This is a genomic window from Sutcliffiella horikoshii, assembly GCF_019931755.1.
In the GTDB taxonomy this organism is placed as follows: Bacteria; Bacillota; Bacilli; order Bacillales; family Bacillaceae_I; genus Sutcliffiella_A; species Sutcliffiella_A horikoshii_E.
Genome location: NZ_CP082918.1, coordinates 768,538 through 792,099 on the forward strand (window position 1 = coordinate 768,538; position 23,562 = coordinate 792,099).

27 protein-coding genes are annotated in these 23,562 nt (G+C 40.0%); 19 read left to right on the plus strand and 8 right to left on the minus strand.

Annotation, left to right across the window (positions count from 1 at the left end; translation table 11 throughout):
• The first annotated feature begins 289 nt into the window (after positions 1–289).
• Positions 290–607 carry a hypothetical protein gene (locus K7887_RS04020; protein ID WP_223492303.1) on the plus strand — a complete coding sequence of 106 codons (318 nt, stop codon included), beginning with the start codon at positions 290–292 and terminating at the stop codon, positions 605–607.
• A 183-nt stretch (positions 608–790) separates the two neighbouring features.
• Positions 791–1,240, plus strand: coding sequence for an NUDIX domain-containing protein (locus K7887_RS04025; protein ID WP_223492304.1), 450 nt, complete (start codon positions 791–793; stop codon positions 1,238–1,240).
• A 136-nt stretch (positions 1,241–1,376) separates the two neighbouring features.
• Here K7887_RS04025 and K7887_RS04030 read toward each other — a convergent pair whose 3' ends face one another.
• A complete protein-coding gene (locus tag K7887_RS04030; protein WP_223492305.1) occupies positions 1,377–2,672 on the minus strand; it encodes an NCS2 family permease in 1,296 nt (431 codons plus the stop codon).
• A 171-nt stretch (positions 2,673–2,843) separates the two neighbouring features.
• On the opposite strand from K7887_RS04030, the gene K7887_RS04035 reads away from it, so the two are divergent.
• The 5 genes from K7887_RS04035 (at position 2,844) to K7887_RS22935 (ending at position 7,093) form a co-directional block, all read left to right on the plus strand.
• Complete coding sequence (locus tag K7887_RS04035; protein WP_223492306.1) at positions 2,844–3,236, plus strand: DnaJ family domain-containing protein; 393 nt, start codon at positions 2,844–2,846, stop codon at positions 3,234–3,236.
• Between the two features lie 209 nt (positions 3,237–3,445).
• Complete coding sequence (locus K7887_RS04040) at positions 3,446–4,123, plus strand: response regulator transcription factor (protein ID WP_223492307.1); 678 nt, start codon at positions 3,446–3,448, stop codon at positions 4,121–4,123.
• The gene (locus K7887_RS04045; protein ID WP_223492308.1) at positions 4,120–5,547 is read left to right on the plus strand and encodes a HAMP domain-containing sensor histidine kinase; all 1,428 of its coding nucleotides are present in this window, start codon (positions 4,120–4,122) and stop codon (positions 5,545–5,547) included. The genes K7887_RS04040 and K7887_RS04045 overlap by 4 nt, the downstream gene beginning before the upstream one ends.
• Before the next feature lie 103 nt (positions 5,548–5,650).
• Positions 5,651–6,892: a S1C family serine protease gene (locus K7887_RS04050; RefSeq protein WP_223492309.1), complete on the plus strand. Its 1,242-nt coding sequence runs from the start codon at positions 5,651–5,653 to the stop codon at positions 6,890–6,892.
• Between the two features lie 66 nt (positions 6,893–6,958).
• Positions 6,959–7,093: a hypothetical protein gene (locus K7887_RS22935; protein WP_010191666.1), complete on the plus strand. Its 135-nt coding sequence runs from the start codon at positions 6,959–6,961 to the stop codon at positions 7,091–7,093.
• Positions 7,094–7,237: 144 nt separating this feature from the next.
• Here the strand turns inward: K7887_RS22935 and K7887_RS04055 are convergent, their stop codons facing one another.
• The 4 genes from K7887_RS04055 to K7887_RS04070 form a co-directional block, all read right to left on the minus strand.
• Positions 7,238–7,402, minus strand: coding sequence for a hypothetical protein (locus K7887_RS04055; protein ID WP_187442069.1), 165 nt, complete (start codon positions 7,400–7,402; stop codon positions 7,238–7,240).
• Positions 7,403–7,533: 131 nt separating this feature from the next.
• Positions 7,534–8,400 (minus strand): metal-dependent hydrolase, encoded by an 867-nt coding sequence (locus K7887_RS04060; RefSeq protein WP_223492310.1) that lies wholly within the window; start codon positions 8,398–8,400, stop codon positions 7,534–7,536.
• Positions 8,401–8,489: 89 nt separating this feature from the next.
• The gene (locus tag K7887_RS04065) at positions 8,490–8,657 is read right to left on the minus strand and encodes a hypothetical protein (protein ID WP_010191663.1); all 168 of its coding nucleotides are present in this window, start codon (positions 8,655–8,657) and stop codon (positions 8,490–8,492) included.
• A gap of 256 nt (positions 8,658–8,913) precedes the next feature.
• Positions 8,914–9,138 (minus strand): DUF1128 domain-containing protein, encoded by a 225-nt coding sequence (locus tag K7887_RS04070; RefSeq protein ID WP_010191662.1) that lies wholly within the window; start codon positions 9,136–9,138, stop codon positions 8,914–8,916.
• 193 nt (positions 9,139–9,331) lie between these two features.
• Between K7887_RS04070 and K7887_RS04075 the strand changes: the two genes are divergently transcribed.
• Both K7887_RS04075 and K7887_RS04080 read left to right on the plus strand, forming a co-directional pair.
• Positions 9,332–9,688 (plus strand): YtxH domain-containing protein, encoded by a 357-nt coding sequence (locus K7887_RS04075; protein ID WP_223492311.1) that lies wholly within the window; start codon positions 9,332–9,334, stop codon positions 9,686–9,688.
• Between the two features lie 54 nt (positions 9,689–9,742).
• Positions 9,743–10,567, plus strand: a complete 825-nt coding sequence (locus K7887_RS04080) for a YihY/virulence factor BrkB family protein (RefSeq protein ID WP_223492312.1) — start codon at positions 9,743–9,745, stop codon at positions 10,565–10,567.
• Between the two features lie 234 nt (positions 10,568–10,801).
• Here K7887_RS04080 and K7887_RS04085 read toward each other — a convergent pair whose 3' ends face one another.
• Positions 10,802–12,703: a heavy metal translocating P-type ATPase gene (locus K7887_RS04085; protein WP_223492313.1), complete on the minus strand. Its 1,902-nt coding sequence runs from the start codon at positions 12,701–12,703 to the stop codon at positions 10,802–10,804.
• A gap of 268 nt (positions 12,704–12,971) precedes the next feature.
• Here K7887_RS04085 and K7887_RS04090 point away from each other — a divergent pair, with 268 nt between their 5' ends.
• Complete coding sequence (locus tag K7887_RS04090; protein ID WP_223492314.1) at positions 12,972–13,925, plus strand: DMT family transporter; 954 nt, start codon at positions 12,972–12,974, stop codon at positions 13,923–13,925.
• Positions 13,926–13,954: 29 nt separating this feature from the next.
• Here K7887_RS04090 and K7887_RS04095 read toward each other — a convergent pair whose 3' ends face one another.
• Entirely contained in the window at positions 13,955–14,104 is a 150-nt protein-coding gene (locus K7887_RS04095; RefSeq protein ID WP_010191652.1) for a BH0509 family protein, read from the minus strand.
• A gap of 242 nt (positions 14,105–14,346) precedes the next feature.
• Here K7887_RS04095 and K7887_RS04100 point away from each other — a divergent pair, with 242 nt between their 5' ends.
• Entirely contained in the window at positions 14,347–14,784 is a 438-nt protein-coding gene (locus K7887_RS04100) for an SRPBCC family protein (protein WP_223492315.1), read from the plus strand.
• Positions 14,785–14,848: 64 nt separating this feature from the next.
• On the opposite strand, the gene K7887_RS04105 is transcribed toward K7887_RS04100, so the two are convergent.
• Positions 14,849–16,102 (minus strand): MFS transporter, encoded by a 1,254-nt coding sequence (locus K7887_RS04105; RefSeq protein WP_399209192.1) that lies wholly within the window; start codon positions 16,100–16,102, stop codon positions 14,849–14,851.
• 61 nt (positions 16,103–16,163) lie between these two features.
• Between K7887_RS04105 and K7887_RS04110 the strand changes: the two genes are divergently transcribed.
• The 8 genes from K7887_RS04110 (at position 16,164) to K7887_RS04145 (ending at position 23,515) form a co-directional block, all read left to right on the plus strand.
• Positions 16,164–16,544, plus strand: a complete 381-nt coding sequence (locus K7887_RS04110) for an OsmC family protein (protein ID WP_223492317.1) — start codon at positions 16,164–16,166, stop codon at positions 16,542–16,544.
• A gap of 223 nt (positions 16,545–16,767) precedes the next feature.
• On the plus strand, positions 16,768–17,514 hold the full coding sequence (gene map, locus K7887_RS04115; RefSeq protein WP_223492318.1) for a type I methionyl aminopeptidase: 747 nt from the start codon (positions 16,768–16,770) through the stop codon (positions 17,512–17,514).
• A gap of 16 nt (positions 17,515–17,530) precedes the next feature.
• Positions 17,531–18,253 (plus strand): hypothetical protein, encoded by a 723-nt coding sequence (locus tag K7887_RS04120; protein ID WP_223492319.1) that lies wholly within the window; start codon positions 17,531–17,533, stop codon positions 18,251–18,253.
• A gap of 137 nt (positions 18,254–18,390) precedes the next feature.
• Entirely contained in the window at positions 18,391–19,386 is a 996-nt protein-coding gene (locus K7887_RS04125) for an N-acetylglucosamine kinase (RefSeq protein WP_223492320.1), read from the plus strand.
• 6 nt (positions 19,387–19,392) lie between these two features.
• Positions 19,393–20,244: a MurR/RpiR family transcriptional regulator gene (locus tag K7887_RS04130; protein WP_223492321.1), complete on the plus strand. Its 852-nt coding sequence runs from the start codon at positions 19,393–19,395 to the stop codon at positions 20,242–20,244.
• 31 nt (positions 20,245–20,275) lie between these two features.
• On the plus strand, positions 20,276–21,187 hold the full coding sequence (gene murQ, locus K7887_RS04135; RefSeq protein ID WP_223493577.1) for an N-acetylmuramic acid 6-phosphate etherase: 912 nt from the start codon (positions 20,276–20,278) through the stop codon (positions 21,185–21,187).
• A 23-nt stretch (positions 21,188–21,210) separates the two neighbouring features.
• Entirely contained in the window at positions 21,211–22,533 is a 1,323-nt protein-coding gene (locus tag K7887_RS04140) for an ABC transporter substrate-binding protein (protein WP_223492322.1), read from the plus strand.
• Positions 22,534–22,594: 61 nt separating this feature from the next.
• The gene (locus tag K7887_RS04145; RefSeq protein WP_223492323.1) at positions 22,595–23,515 is read left to right on the plus strand and encodes a carbohydrate ABC transporter permease; all 921 of its coding nucleotides are present in this window, start codon (positions 22,595–22,597) and stop codon (positions 23,513–23,515) included.
• Positions 23,516–23,562: the final 47 nt, after the last annotated feature.

Below are 23,562 nucleotides of genomic sequence, written 5' to 3' on the forward strand. Positions count from 1 at the left end.
CATCTCCTGTATAACTACTATATACCACATTACTTTGAATTAAAACTAATAATATGCACTTGAATGTGCTCTGTTGAAAAAATGAATTTGTTTTATGAGTGGGGAGTGAGGGTATTACAAGACTATAAAACAAGGAGGCGATAAAATGAGTAAACTATTTAAAAGAGTATTTGTTGCGGTATTGCCGATATTGGTGAAAGAAGGATTCCGTTATTATAAAGAAAGAAAAAAATCGTCTACCAGCACAAAGAGTGCGTAAGGATTTAATGTTTGAAAGGAGGGAATCACATTGGACAAATATACTTATTATGTAACGATGGAAACAGGTCAAATTCACCGGGAACCTTTCGACGATCAGGTTAAATATTATGAAGTACTTGCAACTCAGGAAGAAATTCATGAAATTGAAAGACTTTTTGAGGAGCTGCATACTACGGAATATAGTCCAGATGCATTCAAGAGTCCGTTAAATGAAAAAAGCACCCAAGAGCATCGGGACAAACAACAATTAATTCTTGATAAAATTATTGTAGCGATCTATGAACTGGGTACGGAAGTGACCAAAGAAGAGATTCGCACAATGAATGGAATGAACCAGCGTGTTTAAGCGGACGCTGGTTTTTTTATGGGGGTAGAGTGTGAGATTGGTAGCTTCTAACCACAAATAAGAACATTATGGAATAAATTATCTGGAGGAAAGACCTATTTTTGGCTATGGCTCGGGCTTTCCGTTGAAAGTGGCATGCAACCGCGTTAGACTAGGTAAAAAAGTAGTGTTAGGAGTATTCCTATGATGAATAAACAAAAACAGATTAGTATGTATCCTGCCGTGGCAGTGATCATCTTTGATGAACAGAAAAGAATTTTATTACAAAAGAGAGCAGATGTGGGCTTATGGACCATTCCAGCCGGACATGTAGAGCCTGGTGAGACGGTGGAGGAAGCGGCTGTTCGCGAGGTATACCAAGATACAGGACTCGTTGTCGATCCATACCGCCTGATTGGCGTTTACTCTGATCCAGAATCACAAACCTTTGAATACCCGGATGGGCGCTTAGTTCAGTTTGTGACATCCTATTTTGAAGCGGAGATTACAGGTGGGACAACAACCAAGAAGGATCCTGCCCTGATTGAGCTCGAGTTCTTTGCGCCAAACAAACTCCCGCATGACTTGTTGCCCATGCACCCAAGATGGCTCGTCGATGCATTCTCAGATAGACCTGAGGCATTTGTAAGATGAACGTTTAATGTGAGGGGAAATTTAGTTTAACCATTTAGTATTCGACGCGAACTGAAAAAATCCTTGAGGGGTCTGACCCCCTCAAGGATTTTTTTTCTAAATATATATCAATTAATTTCAAAATCATTCAAAACCATCAATGCACATTTGTCAGGAACGTCAGGAAGAAGAGTGCCGCGATCACGTAGAGTGGAGCGGAGACTTCTTTTGCTTTGCCTAGTAAAAGTTTCATTAGCGGGTAGGCAATGAAACCGAATGCGATTCCGTCTGCAATAGAGTAAGAGAATGGGATCATTACAATTACTAGAAAGGCAGGGAATCCTTCTGATAAGTCTTGGAAGTCGATTTGTTTCACTGATTGAAGCATCAGTACGCCAATGATAATTAAAATTGGCGCAATCGCACTGCCAGGAATAATTTTAATGAAGGGGATCGCAAACATGGAAAGCAAAAATAGGCTTCCTGTCGTTATTGCTGTTACACCGGTTCTTCCGCCAGCGGCAATACCTGCTGCCGTTTCCACTGTCGAAACAGTAGGGCTGGTACCGAAAAGTCCACTTGTTAAAATGGAGATTCCGTTTGCCTGGAAGGAACGTTTGAACTTTTCAGGGCGGTTGATCATTCCCAGGTGTCCGTTAATAAGCCCGATGTTCTCAAACAAGAGAACCATCGTTAAAGAGAAGACAGCCACTAAAAACGTGAACTCTCCAATCTTTGCAAATGAAACGGCACCAAATAAGGAAAGATAGCTATCCAGCGGTAAAGCACTTCCACCAACATCAGAGAAGTTTACCACTCCCAAAGCAGCAGCGATAACCGTACCAGCAACAATACTAATTAAAAAGTTTGCTGGGACATTTCGCATAAACAATGTTACGGCTAAAATCACAGTCAGAATCGTGGCAATCACATAAGGACTCGAAACATCTCCAAGTGATAATAGAGAGTTTTCACCTTTTACGATAAGTCCGCCTTTTTCCAACCCGATTAGTGTCAGGAATAACCCTAACCCAACCGTAATCGCATGCTTTAAAGAGCTTGGAATTGCCTCGAGCAGCACTTGTGCAAGCTTTGTAAACGAAATAATCGTCACAATCACACCAGAAACCACTACGACGCCCAATGCTTCTTGCCAGGTTAATCCCATAGAGTGAACCAACGTATAGGTGAACATCGCGTTGATTCCCATACCAGGAACAAGGATGATCGGCGCATTCGCCCAAAATCCCATCAGCCAACAACCTACAACACATGTAAGGATGGTAGCGATGATTCCGGCTTCAATCGGAATACCTGCTTCTGCAAGAATCGTTGCATTAACAGCAATAATGTACACAATGGTAAAGAATGAAATCATTCCGGCCATCATTTCACGCTTTAAAGTCGTCTCATGACCAGCCAGATCAAATGAATTCTTCATCCATTGAAGCATAATAAAACACCTTATTCAGTTTCCCTCTCCCACCCGGCCGCACAGGACCCACAAACAAGTATTATAACGTGCAATTAAACATTCGACAATAGAAAATTCGAAAGGTTAATTGAAAGAATGTTCAGAAAAAGTACACACTCTTTTAGAAAGAAATGGGGTAAACTGGTAGTAATGAATTGGAAAAGGGTGAGTGCGATGGACTTTTTTCGATTAACAGATGAAAAAATCAGAAAAGCTTATGAAGACGGAGAGTTCGAAAATCTGCCGGGTTACGGAAAACGTTTGGAACTTGAAGACTTATCCAATGTTCCTCCAGAGATGAGAATGGCATACAAAATGATGAAAAATGCCGGGATGATGGAAGAACAGCAGGTTAGAACAGAGATTGAATACTTGGAGGATCTTATCGAAGGGGCGCATAGTGATGTGGAGGAAGCCAGGTTGAATAAAAGGCTGACAGAAAAACAACTTCGATTACAGCAACTTATCCAAAAGAAGAAAAAAGATGCCAATTCGGCAGTTTTTAAAGACTATCAGAATCAAATCATGAAAAGATTTGATTGAACGATAAAATTTCAGAACCGAGTCACCCCTTGAATTAGGTGTACTCGGTTTTTATTTTACATAGACGTTACACCAACATTACACTTTCAATTCTCATCAAATTCTCATCCCACAAACACCAATATTTAGGTAGTATAAAAGAGAGACTCAAAACCAGGCAATTCGTCTAAAATAAATCTAGAACCCACACGTAAGGTGGAGGTGCAACCATGTGCAGAGTATTAATAATAGAAGACGAAAAGAATCTTGCTCGCTTTATTGAGCTAGAGTTACAATATGAAGGTTTTAATGTTGCCACATCCTATGATGGGCGAGAAGGACTGGATCTTGCATTAAAAGAAGATTGGGATATTATCTTGCTAGATCTGATGCTCCCTGGATTAAGTGGGATGGAGGTTTGCCGAAGAATACGTGCAGCCAAAGAAACTCCCATCATAATGCTGACTGCAAGGGACAGTGTAATGGACAAGGTGTCAGGACTTGATAGCGGCGCAGATGATTATATGTCCAAACCATTTGCAATTGAGGAGCTTTTGGCAAGAATTCGTGCGCTTTTCCGCCGTATGGAAGGAAAGAAGGAAGAGGAGAATAATATCCTGTTCTTTAGGGAACTGAAAGTAGATCTAGATGCAAGAACCGTTACGAGGGCGGAAGAACAGATTGAATTGACAAAGAGGGAATTTGACCTGCTTGTGGTTTTCATGACCAATATTAACAGGGTACTGACAAGGGAAATTTTGCTAGATAAAGTATGGGAGCTTGGTTCCTATGCCGAAACAAATGTTGTCGATGTTTATGTCCGTTATTTGCGCAATAAGATTGATAAACCAAGTGAAGAAAGCTATATCCAAACCGTGCGAGGGACAGGTTACGTGATGAGAAAATGAATCAACTTCAAAGATATTTAAAGCAACTGCCGATCAGGTGGAAAATTACTATATGGTCCTCCCTGGTATTATTCGTTCTTTTCGTAGCATACAACTCTGTTCAATATTATGTGATGAGGACGTGGATGATTGAACAAGAAGAACGCAATATACAGGAAAAGATGAATGAGATTCAAGCTTATTTCTCGGAGCAACCTTTCTTTGTAGGTAGGACGGAAATAGTAAACAGCAGCGGTTTTATCGAGAAAGTAAATGAAACCAATGAACTTATCCGTGTCATCGATAAAGATGGAGCTCTGCTGGTTGCGGTTGCAACAAATCTACCTCGAGAACTACTCATCACTCCAGTTGAAAGCAAAAACCTGGAGCATGTGAAGGTAAATGGAAAACATTATCTCATCCATCGAAAACCTGTGATTACCAATGGATTTATTGGGTACATAGAAATCATAAGAGACTTAAAGAATTATGAAAGGCTTCGAGGATTGATTTTCCTTGTCACATGGTCTGCCGGTGCCGGAGCGATTCTGTTGAGTGGAGTCGGTGGTATGCTTATAGCCAAACAGCTCCTCGCTCCGATTCAAGCGCTCACAGATACGATGAAGCGGATCAAGATGCGCGGCTTTAAAGAACGTGTGCCGCAAGATAAAAATCAAAAGGATGAAATAGCAGACTTGTCCAATGTTTTTAATGAAATGATGGATGATGTGGAGATTTCTTTCCAAAAACAAAAACAGTTTGTGGAGGATGCCTCTCATGAATTGAGAACCCCAATTTCCATTTTAGAGGGCCATCTTAAACTGCTCAACCGTTGGGGGAAAAATGATCCTGAGGTGCTGGAAGAATCATTAAAGGCATCACAACAGGAAGTAGAAAGGCTCAAAATGCTCGTCTATGAACTCCTGGAACTCACTCGCCTGGAATCCGACCGATTGGAATTAGCAGAGGACTTCATTGAGCCTGTCCATGTTGTGGAAGATGTTGTGAAAAAATTCACCCTGCTATATCCTTCTCTGACATTTAAGTATGAAAACACCTTAAAAAGTGAAATGAAAGTAGCGATTGCAGAAAGACATTTGGAACAGGTGCTTATCATCCTACTTGATAACGCCGTAAAATATTCGAACGGATCTACTACTGTTGAGATCGTTACAGAACAAATCCAAGATCACTTTGCTTTATCCATTAAAGATTACGGCATTGGTATCCCAAAAGAAGATTTGGAAAAAGTCTTTGATCGTTTTTATAGAGTGGATAAAGCACGGAGTAGAGAAAAAGGTGGACAAGGTCTCGGTCTGTCTATCGCCAAGAGAATGGTGACTAATTATAAAGGCACTATTTCAGCGGACAGTGAAGAAGGCGAATGGACGATTATTACGGTTAAGCTAAATGGTGTATTAGAAGAAGATACACAACAGGAGTAGCACAATAAAAATTTCTCATCATATTCTCATTTTTCTTTAAGATTACTTTCATCCTTATAGGGTTTAATAGAAGTAGATAAAAAATTAATGAGGTGAACCAAGTATGGGTTATTATGACGATCATGTAACTCAAAAGAGAACAAGGAAAGAAAAGAGCTTCGGAAAAGTAGTGTTCGCTGCTGTCACAGGAGGAGTCGTAGGTGCGCTTGGAATTGTAGCAATGTTACCTGTCCTTTTGGATTGGGGATTTTACATGGATAACAATGAGGCGGGTGCTTCTGAAACAGCTCCAATGAGTGTGGAAACCAACTCGGTTGTTCAAACAGACCAGGTGGAATACGAAAAAATACAAACTAATATAACAAATGCGGTAGAAAACGTTTCTGAAGCTGTAGTTGGGGTAGTTAATATACAAAGAGGCGGAAATTCACTATTCGACCCGCGTGGTGCACAAGGAGATCAGGAGGCGGGAACCGGCTCAGGTGTTGTTTACAAAAAGGAGAACGGTAAAGCCTATATTGTAACTAACGCACATGTTATTGACGGAGCCTCAAAAGTGGAAGTAAGCCTTGTTGATGGAACAAGAGTAGAAGCTGAAGTCGTAGGCAGTGATGCTCTAACAGATTTAGCCGTATTAACGGTGGACGATGCAAACATCAAACAAGTTGCAAAGTTCGGTGACTCTGATGCAATCACGCTTGGTGAACCTGTCATTGCTATTGGAAATCCATTAGGACTTGAATTCTTTGGATCAGTTACTCAAGGAATCATAAGTGGAAAAGAGCGGATTATTCCCGTTGATATAGATCAAAATGGCCAACCTGACTGGGAAGCAGATGTTATTCAAACGGATGCTGCCATTAACCCAGGTAACAGTGGTGGAGCACTTGTAAATCTTCGTGGTGAAGTTATAGGTATCAACTCCATGAAAATAGCTCAATCAAGAGTGGAAGGTATAGGATTTGCTATTCCAATCCGTGCTGTTCAACCAATCATTGAGGATCTTGAAAAACATAAAGAAGTACAAAGACCGTTTATGGGAGTCGGCTTGGCTTCACTTTCTGATGTTCCTCTTGAAGCACAAAGGTCTACTTTAAAGCTTCCTGAAGAAGTGAAAAGTGGAATTGTCGTAACAGGAGTAGAACCAACTTCCCCTTCTGATAAGGCTGGTCTTAAACAATACGATGTTATCGTAAAACTAGATGATCAAGAAATAAAGGACGCACTTGGTTTAAGAAAATTCCTTTATAGCCAAAAGAATATCGGCGACACGATGAAAGTTAGCTATTATCGTGATGGTAAATTGGAAGAAACAGAAATGAAACTGGTTAAGCAGATGTTCTAGTATTAGTTTTAGATTAAATATGTATGTGAGAAAGTCCAATAATCTAATGAATAGAGGGATGAAAACATGCAAAAGACTGTAGAAAAAGCGAAAAAAGGAATCGACGTCAGGAAGATTGTTGATAAGTATAAAGCTAAAGGAATTAAGGTAGAAGTTGTAAAGCCAAGGTTAGATCTAATAAAAGGCTTAAGCCCACAATAACTATATATACTCCCCCCTTAAATATATATAGGCGACCTGTTATCAAGTTTGGTAACTGGTCGCCTTTTGTGTTTTATTTCCATATATTTTAGACAAACTAAAAAACCGGACATGAGTCACGGTTTTCAAAGGGGGAGTTTCTATTTATTTCGTAATTAATTCTTGCACCATGTATTTTTGATAGATGTGAATGATTTCTTCATCATCCATTCCTAGAACTTCTTCACGCAGGTGGCCTTTGTTAGTCAATGTTTGTTCTACACTTTCACGTTCCATGTCCGTTAAAAAGTATCTCTTTGAAACTATCATCTTCAAGCACCTCGTTTGTTTTTTAGTATTTAATGATAGTATTCCCAGTTTAGTAGAATAATATACATTAAAATCAAAAAACATTCAAAAAGTTTTAGCTCTTGCTTTTTATTGACTTTTGCCAAATGCCATCACTGTTTTTCTATATATTCAAATAGGAATGATTGCCCGTTGCGGTAGAATCTTGGGTCGTAGATGCCCAGTCTTTCTTTGTCATCGACAATGACCACGAAGGGAGACCATTCGTATAAGGTTTTTGCTTCTGGCACTTCGGTGAATAGTGTGTCCAAATCGGCTTCTTCTGCTGATTTTAGGGTGTATTGCAATTTAGGACTAGTGAAAAGGGCGTCGTCAAAGATTTCCACTGTATGTTCATTTTTACCTATCACAGAAAAATGCCAAGGGAGGAAACTTGCAGATAATGCGACTTGCTCGTATTTATCTTCATATTGCTTGTACAACACATATCCCTGGCTCGTTTGTAAGGCAACGTGGGCAATTATCAATATCCATACCAAACGATATAGGAGATGTCTTTCTTTATTCCAAAGCTTTCTCGCGAAAAAAGCGATCGCAATAATTGTCCAGATGACAAAATCCACGATGGGGATGGTGCCAAAGGTTACTCTTATAGACGAGAAGGGTTCTAGATAGCCTGTTCCCCATGCATTAAACAAATCTGCTGTGTTATGTATGAATACAGCAATAAGCGGCACCCAGAGAAAGCGCCAATCTTTTCTTTTTAAAAACCAGATACTTATTAAAAAGAAGAGCAATGCCCATATCGGAACCATAAATAGCGAGTGAGTAATTCCTCTGTGCCACATTTGGTACATGCCTTCTGTGTCCCAGAGGCTAGAGATGACATCACTATCCGGAATTTGGCTTGCCCCGACTGCTGAGACAAACATTGCTATTTTAGTCTTTTTGTCATCTTGGCGTTTATCCACTGCGCCATAAATGGTCATCCCAAAAAGTGTGTGGGTAATTGTATCCACGGTAAGCCACCTCATTGTATGTCTATTTCTTTTTTTATTTTACCTTATTAAGAGTAAAAAAAAAAAGAAACAACCTTCTTGAGGCTGCTTCATTTTGCGTTTATGGATTCATTTTCTTCTGTCGGTTCTGGAGGCAGAGGATCAATTTCTATAGCGTCTTTTTTGTTAAGTCCTTGTGAGACATTGTAGAGAAAGATGCCCATTAATAAAAATAATAATAAGACAAATCCTATGGTTGCTGCGTAAAGAAAAAACATGCTTATCCCCCCTCTGTACACTTATATGCACAAGGAGGTGGGGCTAGTACTATGTTTCGATTTAACTAGTTGATTTCCGTTCCAGGCGCTTCGCTTGCCTGCGGGCGGTCCGTGAGCCTCCTTCGGCTTGCGCCTGTGGGGTCTCACCTGTCCCTTCCTCCCGCGGGCGTCTGCGCGCCTTCCACTCCAATCAACTGAGTTACTGCATCAAATTTAATAGAAAAACACCTACCGAAGTAAGTGTTTTTTAGTTGTATTATTGTTTACGCAGGTTGCCGAGTTCTTCTGCGATTGCTTGCATTTCGTTGGGGCTGAAAGATGGTTTTCTCATGACAAGTTCATAAATGTCTTTTAGCTCTTCATACATTTCTTCATCAAAGTGTGAAGGCTTGATGGCACCAAGGTTTAACACTTTTAGTTTACCTTTGATGGCTTCGATCATATATTCTACATTTTCAGTTGATTTTTCTGTTAAGTTCATTTGAACCGTCCTTTCGTACAGAAGCTTTTCCTTATTTTATCATGAATTGAGGAAAAACAGTATCTTCTTCTGGGAACTGGGGTATTAAACCATTACAAGAGTCGTGAAAGTTTCGAAATATGTTTATAATAAAGGTAAGATTAACGGAAGATGTAAGAAAAAGAAAAATTAAATGGATAGGAGAGAGGATAATATGGGGAACAGAAATAAATTAGTGGATGGTATGCTTATTGGGGCGCTTATTGGAGGGGCCATTTCTTTATTAGATAAAAATACAAGAACCACGGTCATACATAATGGCAAGTGTGTTGGTGGAAAATTAAAGTATGCGATACAGCATCCACAGGAAATTGCTGATTCAGTACGAAATCAAATTGAATCTGTTAGAACAACTGTGGAAGATGTATCTAAAGATATTGATTACCTTCGTTCTAAAGTGAATGAGTTAAAAGAAACGACGCCGCAAATGCTTGAGATTGTTTCAGAAACTAAAGAAGTGATTGCCAAGCATTTGGAATCAGCAGAGCGAAAGAATAAAATCTTGTCGTAAGGTGGACTTGCTCACAATAGAATAGAGTAAATGATACGTTCTGGAGGAGAGTGAATGGGAATTTTACGTTTTGGAAAACAGCTGTTTCATCGCCTAGACAGGAATGAAGCATTGGGAATGTCAGCAGAGTTAGCGTACTTTTTCTTATTATCTCTTTTTCCGTTTCTTATTTTTTTACTCACGTTGATAGCCTATGTTCCAATAACACAGGATGATGTATTGGGAGTGATTCACCAATATGCTCCTGGCGACACGATGCTTCTAATTGAATCGAATGTCGTCCGAATACTAAATGAACAACGCGGGGATCTATTGTCATTTGGTATCATTGCAACCATTTGGTTTGCTTCCAATGGAATCAATGCGATTGTTCGAGCATTCAATAGGGCATTTGATGTAAATGAGAACAGGCATTTCTTCATTGTTAGGGGCACGGCAATTTTGTTGACCCTTGCGATGGTTTTTGTCATTATTGTTGCGCTTTTACTACCTGTTTTCGGCAGGGAGATCGGTTTGTTTATATTTTCTTCCTACGGTCTGTCGGAAGAATTTATCACCATTTGGAATACCATTAGGTGGGGAGTAAGTTTTGTTATTTTGTTTTTTGTTTTTACCTGTTTATATTTGGCTGCCCCCAACATCAGGCTGCATTTGAAAGATGTCCTTGCAGGTTCTTTTTTTGCAACGATCGGCTGGATGTCCGTTTCTGTGTTGTTTTCCTATTATGTGAGCAACTTCGGGAACTATACAGCGATGTATGGGAGTCTTGGAGGGATCATTGTTTTGCTTGTTTGGTTTTACCTTTCAGGCTTAATGATAATCATTGGTGGAGAAATCAATGCCATCTTGCTGCAATGGAAGAAAAGCTTTGTGCGATAAAAATTCCCAAGAAACTTTTTTAAGCAAAAGGGAAATCTATTGTTGAAAGATACTCTAACCAAATAGGAGGGACCTTTCATGACAAAGCATACGAAAAAAGACGGCGGTACAAAACAAAACTCTAAGCACAAACCGAAGAACAAAACTTCAGGTAGTGCGAACGGGCAAAACGGCTACCACTAGATAGCAAAAAGCAGCGAGGCCATGTGCCCGCTGCTTTTTTACAAGGTGAATTTATCGCAATAATCTTAACCCATTTAAGATAACGAGTATGGTACTCCCTTCATGTCCGATGACTCCGAAAGGGAGATCAATGAACTGAAGGAAGTTGGAACTGATCAGAAGCATTATCACAGTTATGGAGAAAATAACATTTTGTTTTATAATTTTGTTCATTCTCTTTGAAAGTTTTATGGCTTCGGCAATTTTAACAAGGTCATTTTTCATCAAAACGACGTCAGCAGTTTCTAATGCCACATCCGTTCCTTCTCCCATGGCTATACCCACGTTTGCTGTTGCGAGTGCGGGAGCATCATTGATCCCGTCACCAACCATGCCGACAATATTATATTCCTCTTTTAAGTTTTTTACAGTTTCTACTTTTGTCTCAGGCAAGCATTCTGCGACATACTTTCCAATAGCGGCCTGTTTTGCAATGGCCGCAGCAGTGCGCTCGCTATCACCAGTAATCATAATAGTTTGAACCTGAAGGGCTTGCAGCTGCTTAATGGCTTCCACGGTTTCTTTGCGAATAACATCTTTTAAAGCAAGGATGCCGACTATTCCTGCTTCGTCACTTACGTAAACAACTGTTTTTCCTTCATTAGTAAAGGTTTCTGCAACACCATTTTCAAATACTTTGGCAGCATCTGTACCCACAAAATCGGCCTTTCCAACAAGATATTCTTTTTCGTGTAGGTTGCCCTTCACTCCCCAGCCAGCCTTGTCATCCAAATGATCCGGACGCTGCAGTGGTTTAGGGGTATTCTTTTTGGCGTAAGCAGTGATAGCTTGTGCCAGGGGATGGTTAGAATAACTTTCAATAGACCCGACGATAAATAAGAATTCTTCTTGTGTGATGTTTTCGCGTACGACTACATCTGTCACTTCCGGCTTTCCTTTGGTTAGCGTACCTGTTTTATCAAAAGCGATGGCTTGCAGATGGCTTAAGTTTTCTAGGTGCACGCCTCCTTTAAACAAGATTCCTTTGCGTGCCCCATTCGAGATGGCCGATAATGTTGCTGGCATAATGGAAGCAACAAGGGCGCAAGGGGAAGCAACAACAAGTAAAATCATCGCCCTGTAGAATGTTTCGTTCCAACTCCATCCCAGTAGGAAATGAGGGAGGACCATCATGACGGCTACAACAACAAGTACAATTTTTACATACGGCCCTTCAAAACGTTCCAAAAATTGTTGCGAAGGGGATTTTTCACTTTGAGCATTTTGAACAAGATTAATAATTTTTTGGAACAAGGTTTCTGTAGAAAGTTTTGTGACCTCCACTACTATGGAGCCATTGACGTTCATGGTTCCCGCATAGACCCCATCGCCGTGTTTTTTCTCAAGGGGGATGGATTCGCCCGTAATGGCAGCTTCATCTATCGCGGATTCCCCTCTAATAATGTTTCCGTCTGTCGGGATGCGTTCGCCAGGTTTAACAAGTACGTGATCACCAATGGCAAGTTCAGAAATATGGACTCGTTCTTCCTTGTCATCCATTATTCTTAATGCTTCCTCAGGCTGAATGTCCATGAGGGCAGAAATTTCTTTTTGACTTCGATTCATCGTGTAGGTTTCCAAGGCTCCACTTAATGCGAAAATAAAGATAAGGATAGCGCCCTCCATCCAATATCCAATGATTGCGGCACCAATGGCCGCGATGATCATCAGCATTTCCACATTCAGCTCTTTCTCTTCAATAGTATCCTGAATGCCTTCTTTGGCTTTAAAATATCCGCCAATTAAAAAAGCGAGAATAAAGATGGGAATCGCAACCGTCTGAATGTCAAACTTTAAAAGGATCCAACCTGTAAAAATAAGAACGCCTGAAATAATGGCGAAAATAAGTTCAATATGAGTGGTGAACCTGTTGAAAAGGGATTCTTTCTGTAGGTTTTCTGTCATTTCTTTCATTTAATCAACCTCCTAATTGAGAAAAATAATCAACATCATTAGCCTTATTAAATGACGAAAGCTGCCATCTATCCTGATAGCAGCAACACTTTATAAGGGGGATTACTTAATGAGAGTAGTTATCAATAAATTATATTAATTATTATCTAGTTATTATTATAGATTATTGTCTGGAAGATATCCAGTATTTTTTCTTTTCCAAGACTATACAGTATGTAACCTGTGATTCTTCTGTGTATAATGTAGCTTGGAGAGAAGGTGAATGGCCGTGAAGGCTGAAAAATTTTTCACAAGCAAGCTTGGTATCATTGTAGCGGCAATGTTTGCAACATTTTTGTGGGGCAGTGCATTTCCGGCAATTAAACTAAGTTATACAGCTTTAAATATAGGGGCGAATGAATACGACAAGCAGCTATTATTTGCCGGCTATCGATTCTTCCTCGCTGGGATTATGATCTATTTATTTTTTACCCTATTCAAGCAATCGCTAAAACTGAGAAGAGCGACAATTGTTCCGTTGGCACAGTTAGGGCTTGTCCAGACTTTCTTGCAATATTTATTGTTTTACTTTGGATTAAGTTATTCCACTGGCATGCAAGGAGCGGTTATTGCTGGAACAGCTTCGTTTTTTCAAATCTTGTTTGCTCATTTTTTATATGCAGACGATTCATTGTCTGTACGAAAATGGCTTGGGATTGCCCTTGGCTTTGGAGGTGTGTTGGTGGTTAATTTGCCAAAAGCAGGGGCGGGCTTTCAGTTTGGAATAGGGGAGTTATTGCTGTTACTGGCAATGATGGCTTCTGCTTATGGAAACATCATGGCTAAAGAACGCGCGGCTTCCATGGATGTATCCTATTTGACGGCATATCAAATGTTGTTCGGATCGGTAGGATTAATTATTGTTGGTGGAGTGAGCGCAGGTTTCTTTCCTTTTGCCTTTGACGGTTATACATTATTACTTGTAGTGTATCTTGCATTTTTATCGGCAGCAGGCTTTATATTGTGGAACAACGTAATGAAATATAACAAGGTTGGCAAAGTGTCGATGTACCTGTTCCTTGTACCTGTATTTGGTGTGTTACTATCTGGTCTGTTTTTAAATGAGGTTATGCACTATACGATTTTGATTGGGTTAATGTTTGTGGTTATAGGCATTATTATTGTGAATGGACAAAAGACAGACGATAAAGCACCAAAAGAAAAACTGCAATCTTCCGCTTGATGTGGGAGGATTGCAGTTTTTTCGTTTGTTTATAAGCTCTGATGAATCATCATTTGCTCGTAAACATTATTGTATAAATGCTCGATGTCGGCATCCGTCATAAAAGCCAGTGACTCACGATCTGCCTTCTTCATCACTTCAATAAAATTAATCATGTTTTTACGTTCCTGTCTGCTCATGTTACTTTCTCCTCCTTTGTATTAGTACAGTGTATGTTCGATTGATATTATTATATAACAGAATATTTAGAAATGGAACAACTTTTTGAAAGTTTTTTTAAAAAAGGGTCAGACCCCTTTGTGTCGCGGTAATGAGGTAGTGTAGAAAAGGAAAGGTTGCTGTAAGGTATGTATTCCAAAAGTTAGCGGTATGGTAGGATTAACTATTATATAGAGTCTTTTTTTAGTCAGGAGGATAAATTATGGTGAATGTTATAACAGAGATTGTAATTAACTGTTCGAAAATGCAAGTAGCGGACTATGCAGCAAACCCGGATCATGCGCCGGTTTGGTATGATAATATCGATTCATCCGATTGGAGAACACCCAAACCTTTGCAGTTAGGTTCACAAATTGCGTTTAGAGCGAAATTTCTTGGCAAAGAGCTCGCGTACATATATGAAATTGTTGAATTTATACCAGGTGAAAAATTAACGATGAAAACTGCCCAAGGACCGTTCCCAATGGAAACAACTTATACATGGACAGCTATAAATACCAACACAACTAAGATGACACTACAAAATAAAGGAGAACCAAAAGGCTTTTCCAAACTTTTTTCACCTGTCATGGCAACCATGATGAAGAAGGCAAACGAGAAAGATTTGAAGAAAATAAAGGCTATATTAGAGAACCAATAGATTCTGAACAAGAAAAAAACAGGCAAATCCATTAAATGAATTTGCCTGTTTTTTTCTATACTATTTACCCTTTCACCGCAACCAATCCGCGCTCTCCAAAAGAATACGTTAACAGAAATATCACGAACAGCAAAAAGCTGATGATGTGGAAAAAGCTGATGTCTGAAAAGTATTGAATAAAGAGTCCTCCGAAGAATGGTCCTCCTAGGCTCCCGATACTAAAGGCAATTCCACACATAAGGTTACCAGTAGGGAGCAGGTTTTTCGGCATCAGGTCGGTCATATAGCTGATACCTAGTGAGAAGGTAGATCCCACGAGCATTCCTGCGATGAAGATGCATACCGCCAACGCAATGAAAGTACCTTCAAGGAAACTCGCCGTTACAAAACTTAAGCACCCAAGGGAAAGAATGACCAATAAGATATTCCGACGACCAAATTTGTCGCTCAGTATCCCAAGAGGAAGCTGAAAAACGATACCTCCGATAGCAAAAGATGCAAGTAATACAGATACACTTCCAACTTCAATACCGGAGCGCAAAGCATAAATGGGAAAACTACCGTTTAGTGAAGCTTCCAGAAAACCATAGCCTAAAGGCGGTAGGAACGCAATCCATCCGTATTTCCAAGCTTTACGAAAACGTTTGATGGTCTCAAAAAATGAATTCACCCCAAGTTCTTGTTCCGGGTGCTCATTTTTCAAGAAAAATAAGAACAACCAGCCTATCAAACAAAGAATGGAAGATAGGATAAAAGGTAGGGCCTGATTAATTTCGACCAGAGGAGTCATTAATGGTCCAGTCGCAAAACCTATTCCAAAAAACACTCCATATAGTGATATATTTCGTCCGCGTACATTTTCAGCAGAGAACGATGTTATCCAGGTTTGCGTTGCAAAGTGCAGGGCATGGTCCCCAATTCCAATCAGCAATCTCAATACAAACCAGAACCAAAAACTTTGCCATAATGGGAAAAGGGCAAGAGATACTACAACCAGAAAACCACCGACCAATATAACAGGGCGGTAGCCGTATTTACGTAAAGGCTGTTCCATAAAAGGAGATGCAAGTAATATTCCAATATATAAGGCAGTAGCGTTCAATCCATTCAAAGTGGAGGAGACGCCACTATTTTCAAATATGACAGCAATTAAGGGTAATAGCATTCCTTGGCTAAAGCCGGAAACTGCGACGATGGATACAAGGATCCAAAAACGAAAACGATTCATAAGATGCAACCTCGAAATTTTAGTATTTTTACCATCCCTAATTCTACATAATTTATGAACATTTTGGAATGGATAATACGAAGCAAACAAAAAACTGGCAGGATTATTTGCGGATTTGCTATTCTATTAAAAAGAAGGAGATGACAGTCAAATGGAATTCAAAATGAAAGAAGTGGGATTTACAACGAACTTAGAATATGGAGAATTACATGTTGCAGGGGATGAACAGTATGGTTTCCGTCCATATCAGTTGATGGTATCTTCCATCGCAGTCTGCAGTGGAGGCGTGCTAAAGAGCATCCTAAAGAAAAAGCGTCTAGAAATTGAAGATATAGGCATTAAAGCAGACGTTACCCGTAATGAAAAAGAAGCAAACCGAATCGAGAAGATACATATCCATTACACGATTAAAGGTAAAGACTTGGTGGAGAGCAAAATTGAGTCTGCTATCGAACTTGCCAGCAAAAACTGCCCGATGGTCCAATCTGTCAAAGGCAGCATTGAAATTGAAGAGACATTTGAATTGGTTTAACAGATTTTGAAGCGCTGTCCACTTAGTTGGATAGTGCTTTTTTTGTTTAGGGGATTAAACTTCGGACATTTAGACTTGCCAAACAAATTGAAGGCATCTCCAAACCCCTCCAAACCCCTCCAAACACTTTACCACAAGTATTTTCATAAACTAACTATCATATAAAATCAAAAAGGAAAATTTTATCATATGTAGAATACAAACAGATAAGGGTGCAAAAACAATGATAATTCTAAAATCCGAAAGAGAAATTGAAGCAATGGCAAAGGCCGGGAAACTCTTGGCTGCCTGCCACAGACGATTGGCGAAAATGATCAGACCAGGTATTACCACCATGCAGATTGATAAGTATGTGGATGCATTCCTAAAAAAGAATGGTGCTAAATCGGAGCAATACGGTTACAAGGGATATCAGTTTGCCACTTGTGCTTCCATTAATGATGAGATCTGTCACGGCTTCCCGAGAGAGATACCCCTAAAAAAAGGAGATCTGGTCACGATTGATATGGTAGTAAATTTAAATGGTGCACTCGCTGATTCGGCCTGGACCTATGCAGTTGGTGAGGTGAGTGATGCAGCGAGAAAGCTGATGGATGTGACGAAAAAATCCTTATATATTGGAATTGAACAGGCTGTTATCGGCAACCGTCTGGGGTATATCGGTCATGCTATTCAAACGTATGTAGAGGGAGAAGGGTATTCGGTTGTCCGTGATTTTACTGGGCACGGTATTGGCAAGAACATTCATGAAGAGCCGCAAGTGTTCCATTTTGGTTCGCCTGGGCGGGGTGTCCGTCTAAAGGAAGGAATGGTCATCACCATTGAACCGATGGTAAACGAAGGCACTTGGCACAGTAAGATGGACGATAATCGATGGACGGCGAGAACAGTAGATGGAAAGCTTTCCGCACAATATGAACATACCATTGCCATCACAAAGAATGGGCCGGTTATTTTGACAGAACAATAGAAAGAGGCGGGAAAAGTTGATAAAGAAAATGAATGATCTAAACGCCTATGAATGGATAGAAAAAGATACAGTAAGTGTTGATTTGGAAAATTGGAATGGCGGCAAGGTGGGCAATCTAATCCCAAATCGTTATACCCACTATTGCAAAATCATGAATTCTACTTTTTATCGAGACCGAAGTATCCGAGATGAGACACTTCTTTGGAACCAGATTCATCCAAATGATGAGGTGAAAAACGATTTAGGAGAAGGGATTACCTTGAAGGAGCTCGCTGAAAAATATGACATCCCTTATGACAAAAAGATCAGCAGTATATCAATTGAAAGAAAGCTCGGCGGCTGTCCAAGATATTTGATCTATCCTGATGAAGGTCGTATCAATCTGGATGTACTCAAGGAAATGACCAAGGTACTGGCACCCTTCACAAAAGAAAAAACATGCTACTTCTTCTATAATATCCTTAAACTAATAGGCAGGATTCCCAATCACGAAATAGAAAACGGGCATTTATATACAGGCGAACTCATCGATATATTCAATATATACAACAAGGGGGACATGGACGGATTGGCATCGCCCACATATTGGTGGCCTGAAGACCGAAGCTGGTGCATGTTCACCGACTATGACCTTGATTTCACGATTTTCGGGGGAAGTAATCAGATGCTCGATGCACTAATTTCAAACAAGAAACTAGAATGTATCGAAGTAGATTTGGACACACGAGTTGATGATTAATAATCAATAGAAACCACTCTCCCCGAGTGGTTTTTTAGAACCATTTTTGAAATTAAGTTTCAAAATTAAAAATAATCGTTGACACTAAATGTCAGAAAATTTATACTTATCTTATTAAAAGTGTTAGGGGAAAGACAATGATCATAGGCATTGATGGGGGAGGCACCAAGACTACCGGAGTGGCTGTAGACAAGGATGGAAACATCCTTGCATTTAAAACGGTAGGTCCTTCTAACCCGAATAGTTCGTCCGAAGAAACAGTTCGTCATGAAATCAATGAGTTGTTTTCTATTTTAACAAAAGGGAAAGCGCTTACAGAAAAAGATGTTGTTTTTGCAGGAATATCAGGTGTCGAAAGTGGCGGAAAAAAAGAGTGGTTCATCAAGTTGTTGAGAGAGTTCACAGGTCCGCTTGCCACTATTTTCGTAGATAACGATGCTGTGACAGCACTTTATTCGGAAACTAAAGGCCAACCAGGAATTGTATGTATCAGCGGAACGGGTTCTATCGTTTATGGTATCAATGACAGCCAAAAACGTGACCGTGTCGGTGGCTGGGGTTTCCTGATTGGCGATGAGTATAGTGGATTTGCAGTAGGGAAAAAAGCGTTGGAACATATTTTTTCTGAATTGGATCATGGTGAGTTACCTGGCGAAATGGCAAATCGAATTCTACGCCAATTTTACGTGGAAACTGTCCCTGAATTAATCCCCGTTATGTATGAGATGGGGAAAAGCCGGGACCGAGTGGCGTCCATTGCTAAAATTGTGATTGAGCTTTCTGATAAAGGTGATGAAAGAGCCATCAAATTCCTACATGAAGCAGCAGACTCCATGTTAAAAGACATTACTTTACTATTTAAAAAGTTATATGAGCGCGAAGGCGACCACAAACAAATACCTATTGTGTTAACAGGCGGAATCAATCAGCATGCCAAAGAGATCATAACTTATTTGCAAGAAAAAGGGTTGAAAGAGCGTTCGCCGTTTTCTTTCAAGCTGGCAGCCCAACATCCTGTGGCAGGTGCTATCTATGCTGCGCATAAGGAAATAGGGAAAAACATCACTCCTTCGTTTGTGAAAAGGTTGGAAGAAGAGTTAACAACATGGGTGAAAACGGATGTAAAAGGATGATAGAAAATGAATGGTGGACTATTACGATTACGTGAAGCATTATCAACGATCAATCCGGCGGAGAGGAATGCCGCTACTTTTATACTTGAGCACCCAGAGGAAGTTTGCACATTATCAGTAAAAGAATTAGCTGATAAAAGCAATTCCAGTCAAGCTGCTATCATCAGGCTTTGCAAGAAAATTGGCTTAGATGGATACAAGGAGCTGAAGCTGCGAATCGCAGGAGATGTTACAAGCATCTCGTCCAACACCCAAGAAGCATATCATGAGTTTAAATATAATGCCGATATTCCGACATTTATGAAGACCATTACTGAAAACAATATCAAGTCATTACGCGACACATTGGAATTACTTGATAAAGAGGAAGTAAGTCAAGCAGTTGAGTTGCTGCATAAAGCAAATAGGATAGACTTCTACGGGGTGGCAGCATCACAACTCATCGCGCAGGATGCTCAGCAGAAATTCATGCGGATTAACAAACTTTGCACCGCATATAGCGATTCCCATCTTCAACTGACTTCTGCTACAACAATGACCAAGGGTGATGTAGCGGTTGGGATATCTTATTCAGGAGAAACAACACAGACAATTGAAGCGATAAGGGAAGCAAAAAAGGCAGGAGCTATAACAATCGCGATTACGAAATACGGAAATAATACGTTGAAGGAGCTTTCCGATATTTCTTTATCCATCTCTTCTATGGAATCTTCTATCAGAAGTGCGGCAACTTCTTCTAGAATCTCGCAATTAAATGTAATAGACATATTATTCACAGCAGTTGCAGCAATTGACTTTGAACAATCAGTCGAATATTTGAAAAAATCCAGAGAGACAATCAATAAGACATACAGATAATTAAGAGTTACAAAAAAAGGTGATGGTGATGATGGGATTAGAAAATTTACAAGATTTAGTGACGGAGCAGCAGAATTCAAAAACATTAAAGATTGACCGTAAATCTACCGAAGAAATCCTCGAAATCATCAATGAGGAAGATCAAACGGTACCCATACATATAAAAAGAGAGATACCAAGCATTACTAAAGTGGTTGATCAAGTGGTGAAGTCTTTTGAGATGGGTGGACGCCTCTTCTATGTTGGCGCAGGAACGTCCGGCAGAATTGGAATCCTGGATGCCTCCGAGTGCCCTCCTACTTTTGGAACTCCGTCAGAAATGGTGAAGGCGGTTATCGCTGGTGGGGAAACGGCCATTTTTAAAGCGGTGGAGGGTGCGGAAGATAGTGAAGAACTTGGAGCATCCGACATGCACAGCAATGGGGTGAGGCTTCATGATGTTGTTATTGGGATCACGGCGAGTGGGAGAGCTCCTTATGTGATTGGTGCTCTTAAGGAAGCGAAGAAGCTTGGAGCAAGCACTGTTTCCTTCACCTGCACAAAGGATTCCGCCCTTAATAAAGTAGCAGATTATAAGATTAATATAGAGGTAGGTCCAGAAGTTATTACTGGATCCACAAGAATGAAAGCTGGTACCACACAAAAGCTGGTTCTGAATATGATTACAACCACTTCAATGGTGAAACTAGGAAAAGTTTATAACAACTTGATGGTGGATGTTCAACCATTAAATAAAAAACTGGTAGACCGTGCAAAAAGGATTATCCAAAATGTAACGGGCTGCTCGTTTGAAGAAGCCAGTGAGCTCTTTGACCAATCAGAGGGTAATCCGAAAATTGCCATTATCATTTTCACCTGCCAAGTCAATAAAGACAAGGCGGCAGAGTTATTAAGTGACGCAAATGGATTCGTTTATAAGGCTATAAAGGCTTATAATAAATAATAATTTTCAAGGGGGAATTGGTGTTGAAAAGGGGTTTAAGTTTAATGATGGTCATGTTGCTTGTAGCTGCCGTGGTTCTTGGTTGCTCCAACAATTCATCGACATCATCCGATGGAAAAGACGTTGTAACAGTTTGGACATATCCTGTTCATGGTGAATATGAAGCAGAACTAGAAGAGTTGATTGCTTCATTCGAAAAAGAAAATGAAGACATTAAAGTAGAATATGAAGTACTAAGTTGGGCGGAGGGTCCACAGAAGTTTGATATTGCCTTGAACTCTGGAAATCCACCAGATGTTTATTTTGGAAAACCACAAGGTAAATATGTGGATTCCGGTTTGATTGTAAACCTTAATGACAAGTTAAATGTTTCTCAAGATGATTATAATGAAGTTGCCTTAGACTATATGAAAATTGAAGATAATCTATATGGATTACCAATTTACATGTTCTTACATGTATGGGGTGGAAACAAACAAATGCTAGAAGCTGCTGGCGTTGACTACGAAAAGATCCAACAAGAAGGCTGGACTTGGGATGAGTTTGAAGAACTAGCATCTAAAGGTGTTGGCAAGAAAGACTCTGGTGAAGATACTTACGGATTTGTATTCCAAGGAAACAACGAAGAACTTCTTGTTCATTTAGCGATGAACAATGGTCTTCCAAGCCGCTATACTGCGGATGGAACGACTTGGAATGACGATAAAATTTTAGACACAATGAAATATATCTCGAACTTGGTTGATTCTGGTATCATGCCAAAAGAAACGGCTGCAGTTGATCCAGCAAAACGTATGGAATTGTTCTATAACCACCAAGCAATGTTCTTTGGGCGCGCTATTCCTTATTTTGACCCAGTAGTAGAAGCTCACAATGAAGAAATCAAAGCAGGTAAAATTGAAGGAGAGGAAGTAGATTTCGTTCTATTGCCAATCCCTCATAACGAAGGGGAAGAGCAAGTATCATTCGGTGGATCTGAAGGATACATGTTATTCACTCAAAAGAATGCAAAAGAAGAACACTTAAATAACAGCGTTAAAGTATTAGAGCACCTGACAAGTGCAGAGGCTGGTAAAGCTGCAGCAGCATTAGCATTGCCACAAGTCCATAAAGATGCTGAAGGCAAGTTTGAAATGCCATTAGCGCCTTATAATGAAACGGCTGCGGAAGTTCTGGCTTCTAAAGTTTTACCACCAGCTAACGCAAGTGCTGAAATGGCGGCAAAAGATGATCGCTTCCGTACAGAAGTTGTCATCCCAACATTCCAAGGTCTTCTGAGCGGGGAATTGACACCTGAAGAGGCGTTAGAAACGTTTAAGACCAAGGGCGAGGAAATCTTTAAGTAAGGTAGAAGGAAAAGAGGAGGGGGTAACGCTCTTCCTCTTTTATTTTCAAGGAGGTGTAGACATGTCAGCGAAACCGGCAGCAGCCGCAACTACCAACAAATTTAATTTCTCCCAGTTTATAAAAGATTATGGATGGTGTTATGCCTTCATAGCTGTTCCTATCATCCTCTTTCTAATGTTTACACTATTTCCAGTAGGTTACGCCTTTATTATGAGTTTTCAAAACTATCATGTGTTAGGTTCCACATGGGTAGGGTTGGAAAACTATCAAACAATGGTGAACGATGATATCTTTTGGAAAGCTATGTGGAATACATTCATTTTCACAGTGGGTACAGTACCTGTAAATGTTGCCATCACTCTATTTTTGGCGGTATTGATTTTTCCGCGTGCCAAAAAGGCTCAAACTTTCTTCAAAGCATCGTTATATCTTCCGACGGTAGCTTCTGGGGTAACGATCGCATTAGTATGGTTCTGGATTTATGATCCAACCTCTGCGGGACTTTTTAATATGTTCCTAGGACTTTTTGGTATCGATAACATCATGTGGCTCGGGCAGAGTAGTACAGCATTATTTTCTATCATGCTAATGTCTTATCTGACAGGACATGGCGCCGGTATTATTCTTTACCTCGCAGCACTTGGAGGGATTCCGAAATCTCTTTATGAGGCAGCAGATATCGATCATGCGTCTGAGTGGTCGAAATTCAGAAATATCACTTGGCCATTATTGAAGCCTACCACTTTGTATCTTTTAGTAACAGGTATCATTATGAGTTTCCAAGTGTTCATGAGTATCTATCTTATGACTCAAGGTGGTCCAAACTTTGCGACTACCACCATTGCCTATTTAATTTATACACACGCATTTGAATATTATAAATTCGGTTTGGCGGCGGCAGAATCATTTGTGCTTGGAGCAGTAATTATTTTGGCTTCTGTCATACAATTCAAAGTGATGTCATCTGATGTGGAATTTTAGGAAAGGAGGAAACATCTTTTGGAAACGACAACGGTAAGCAATCAAAA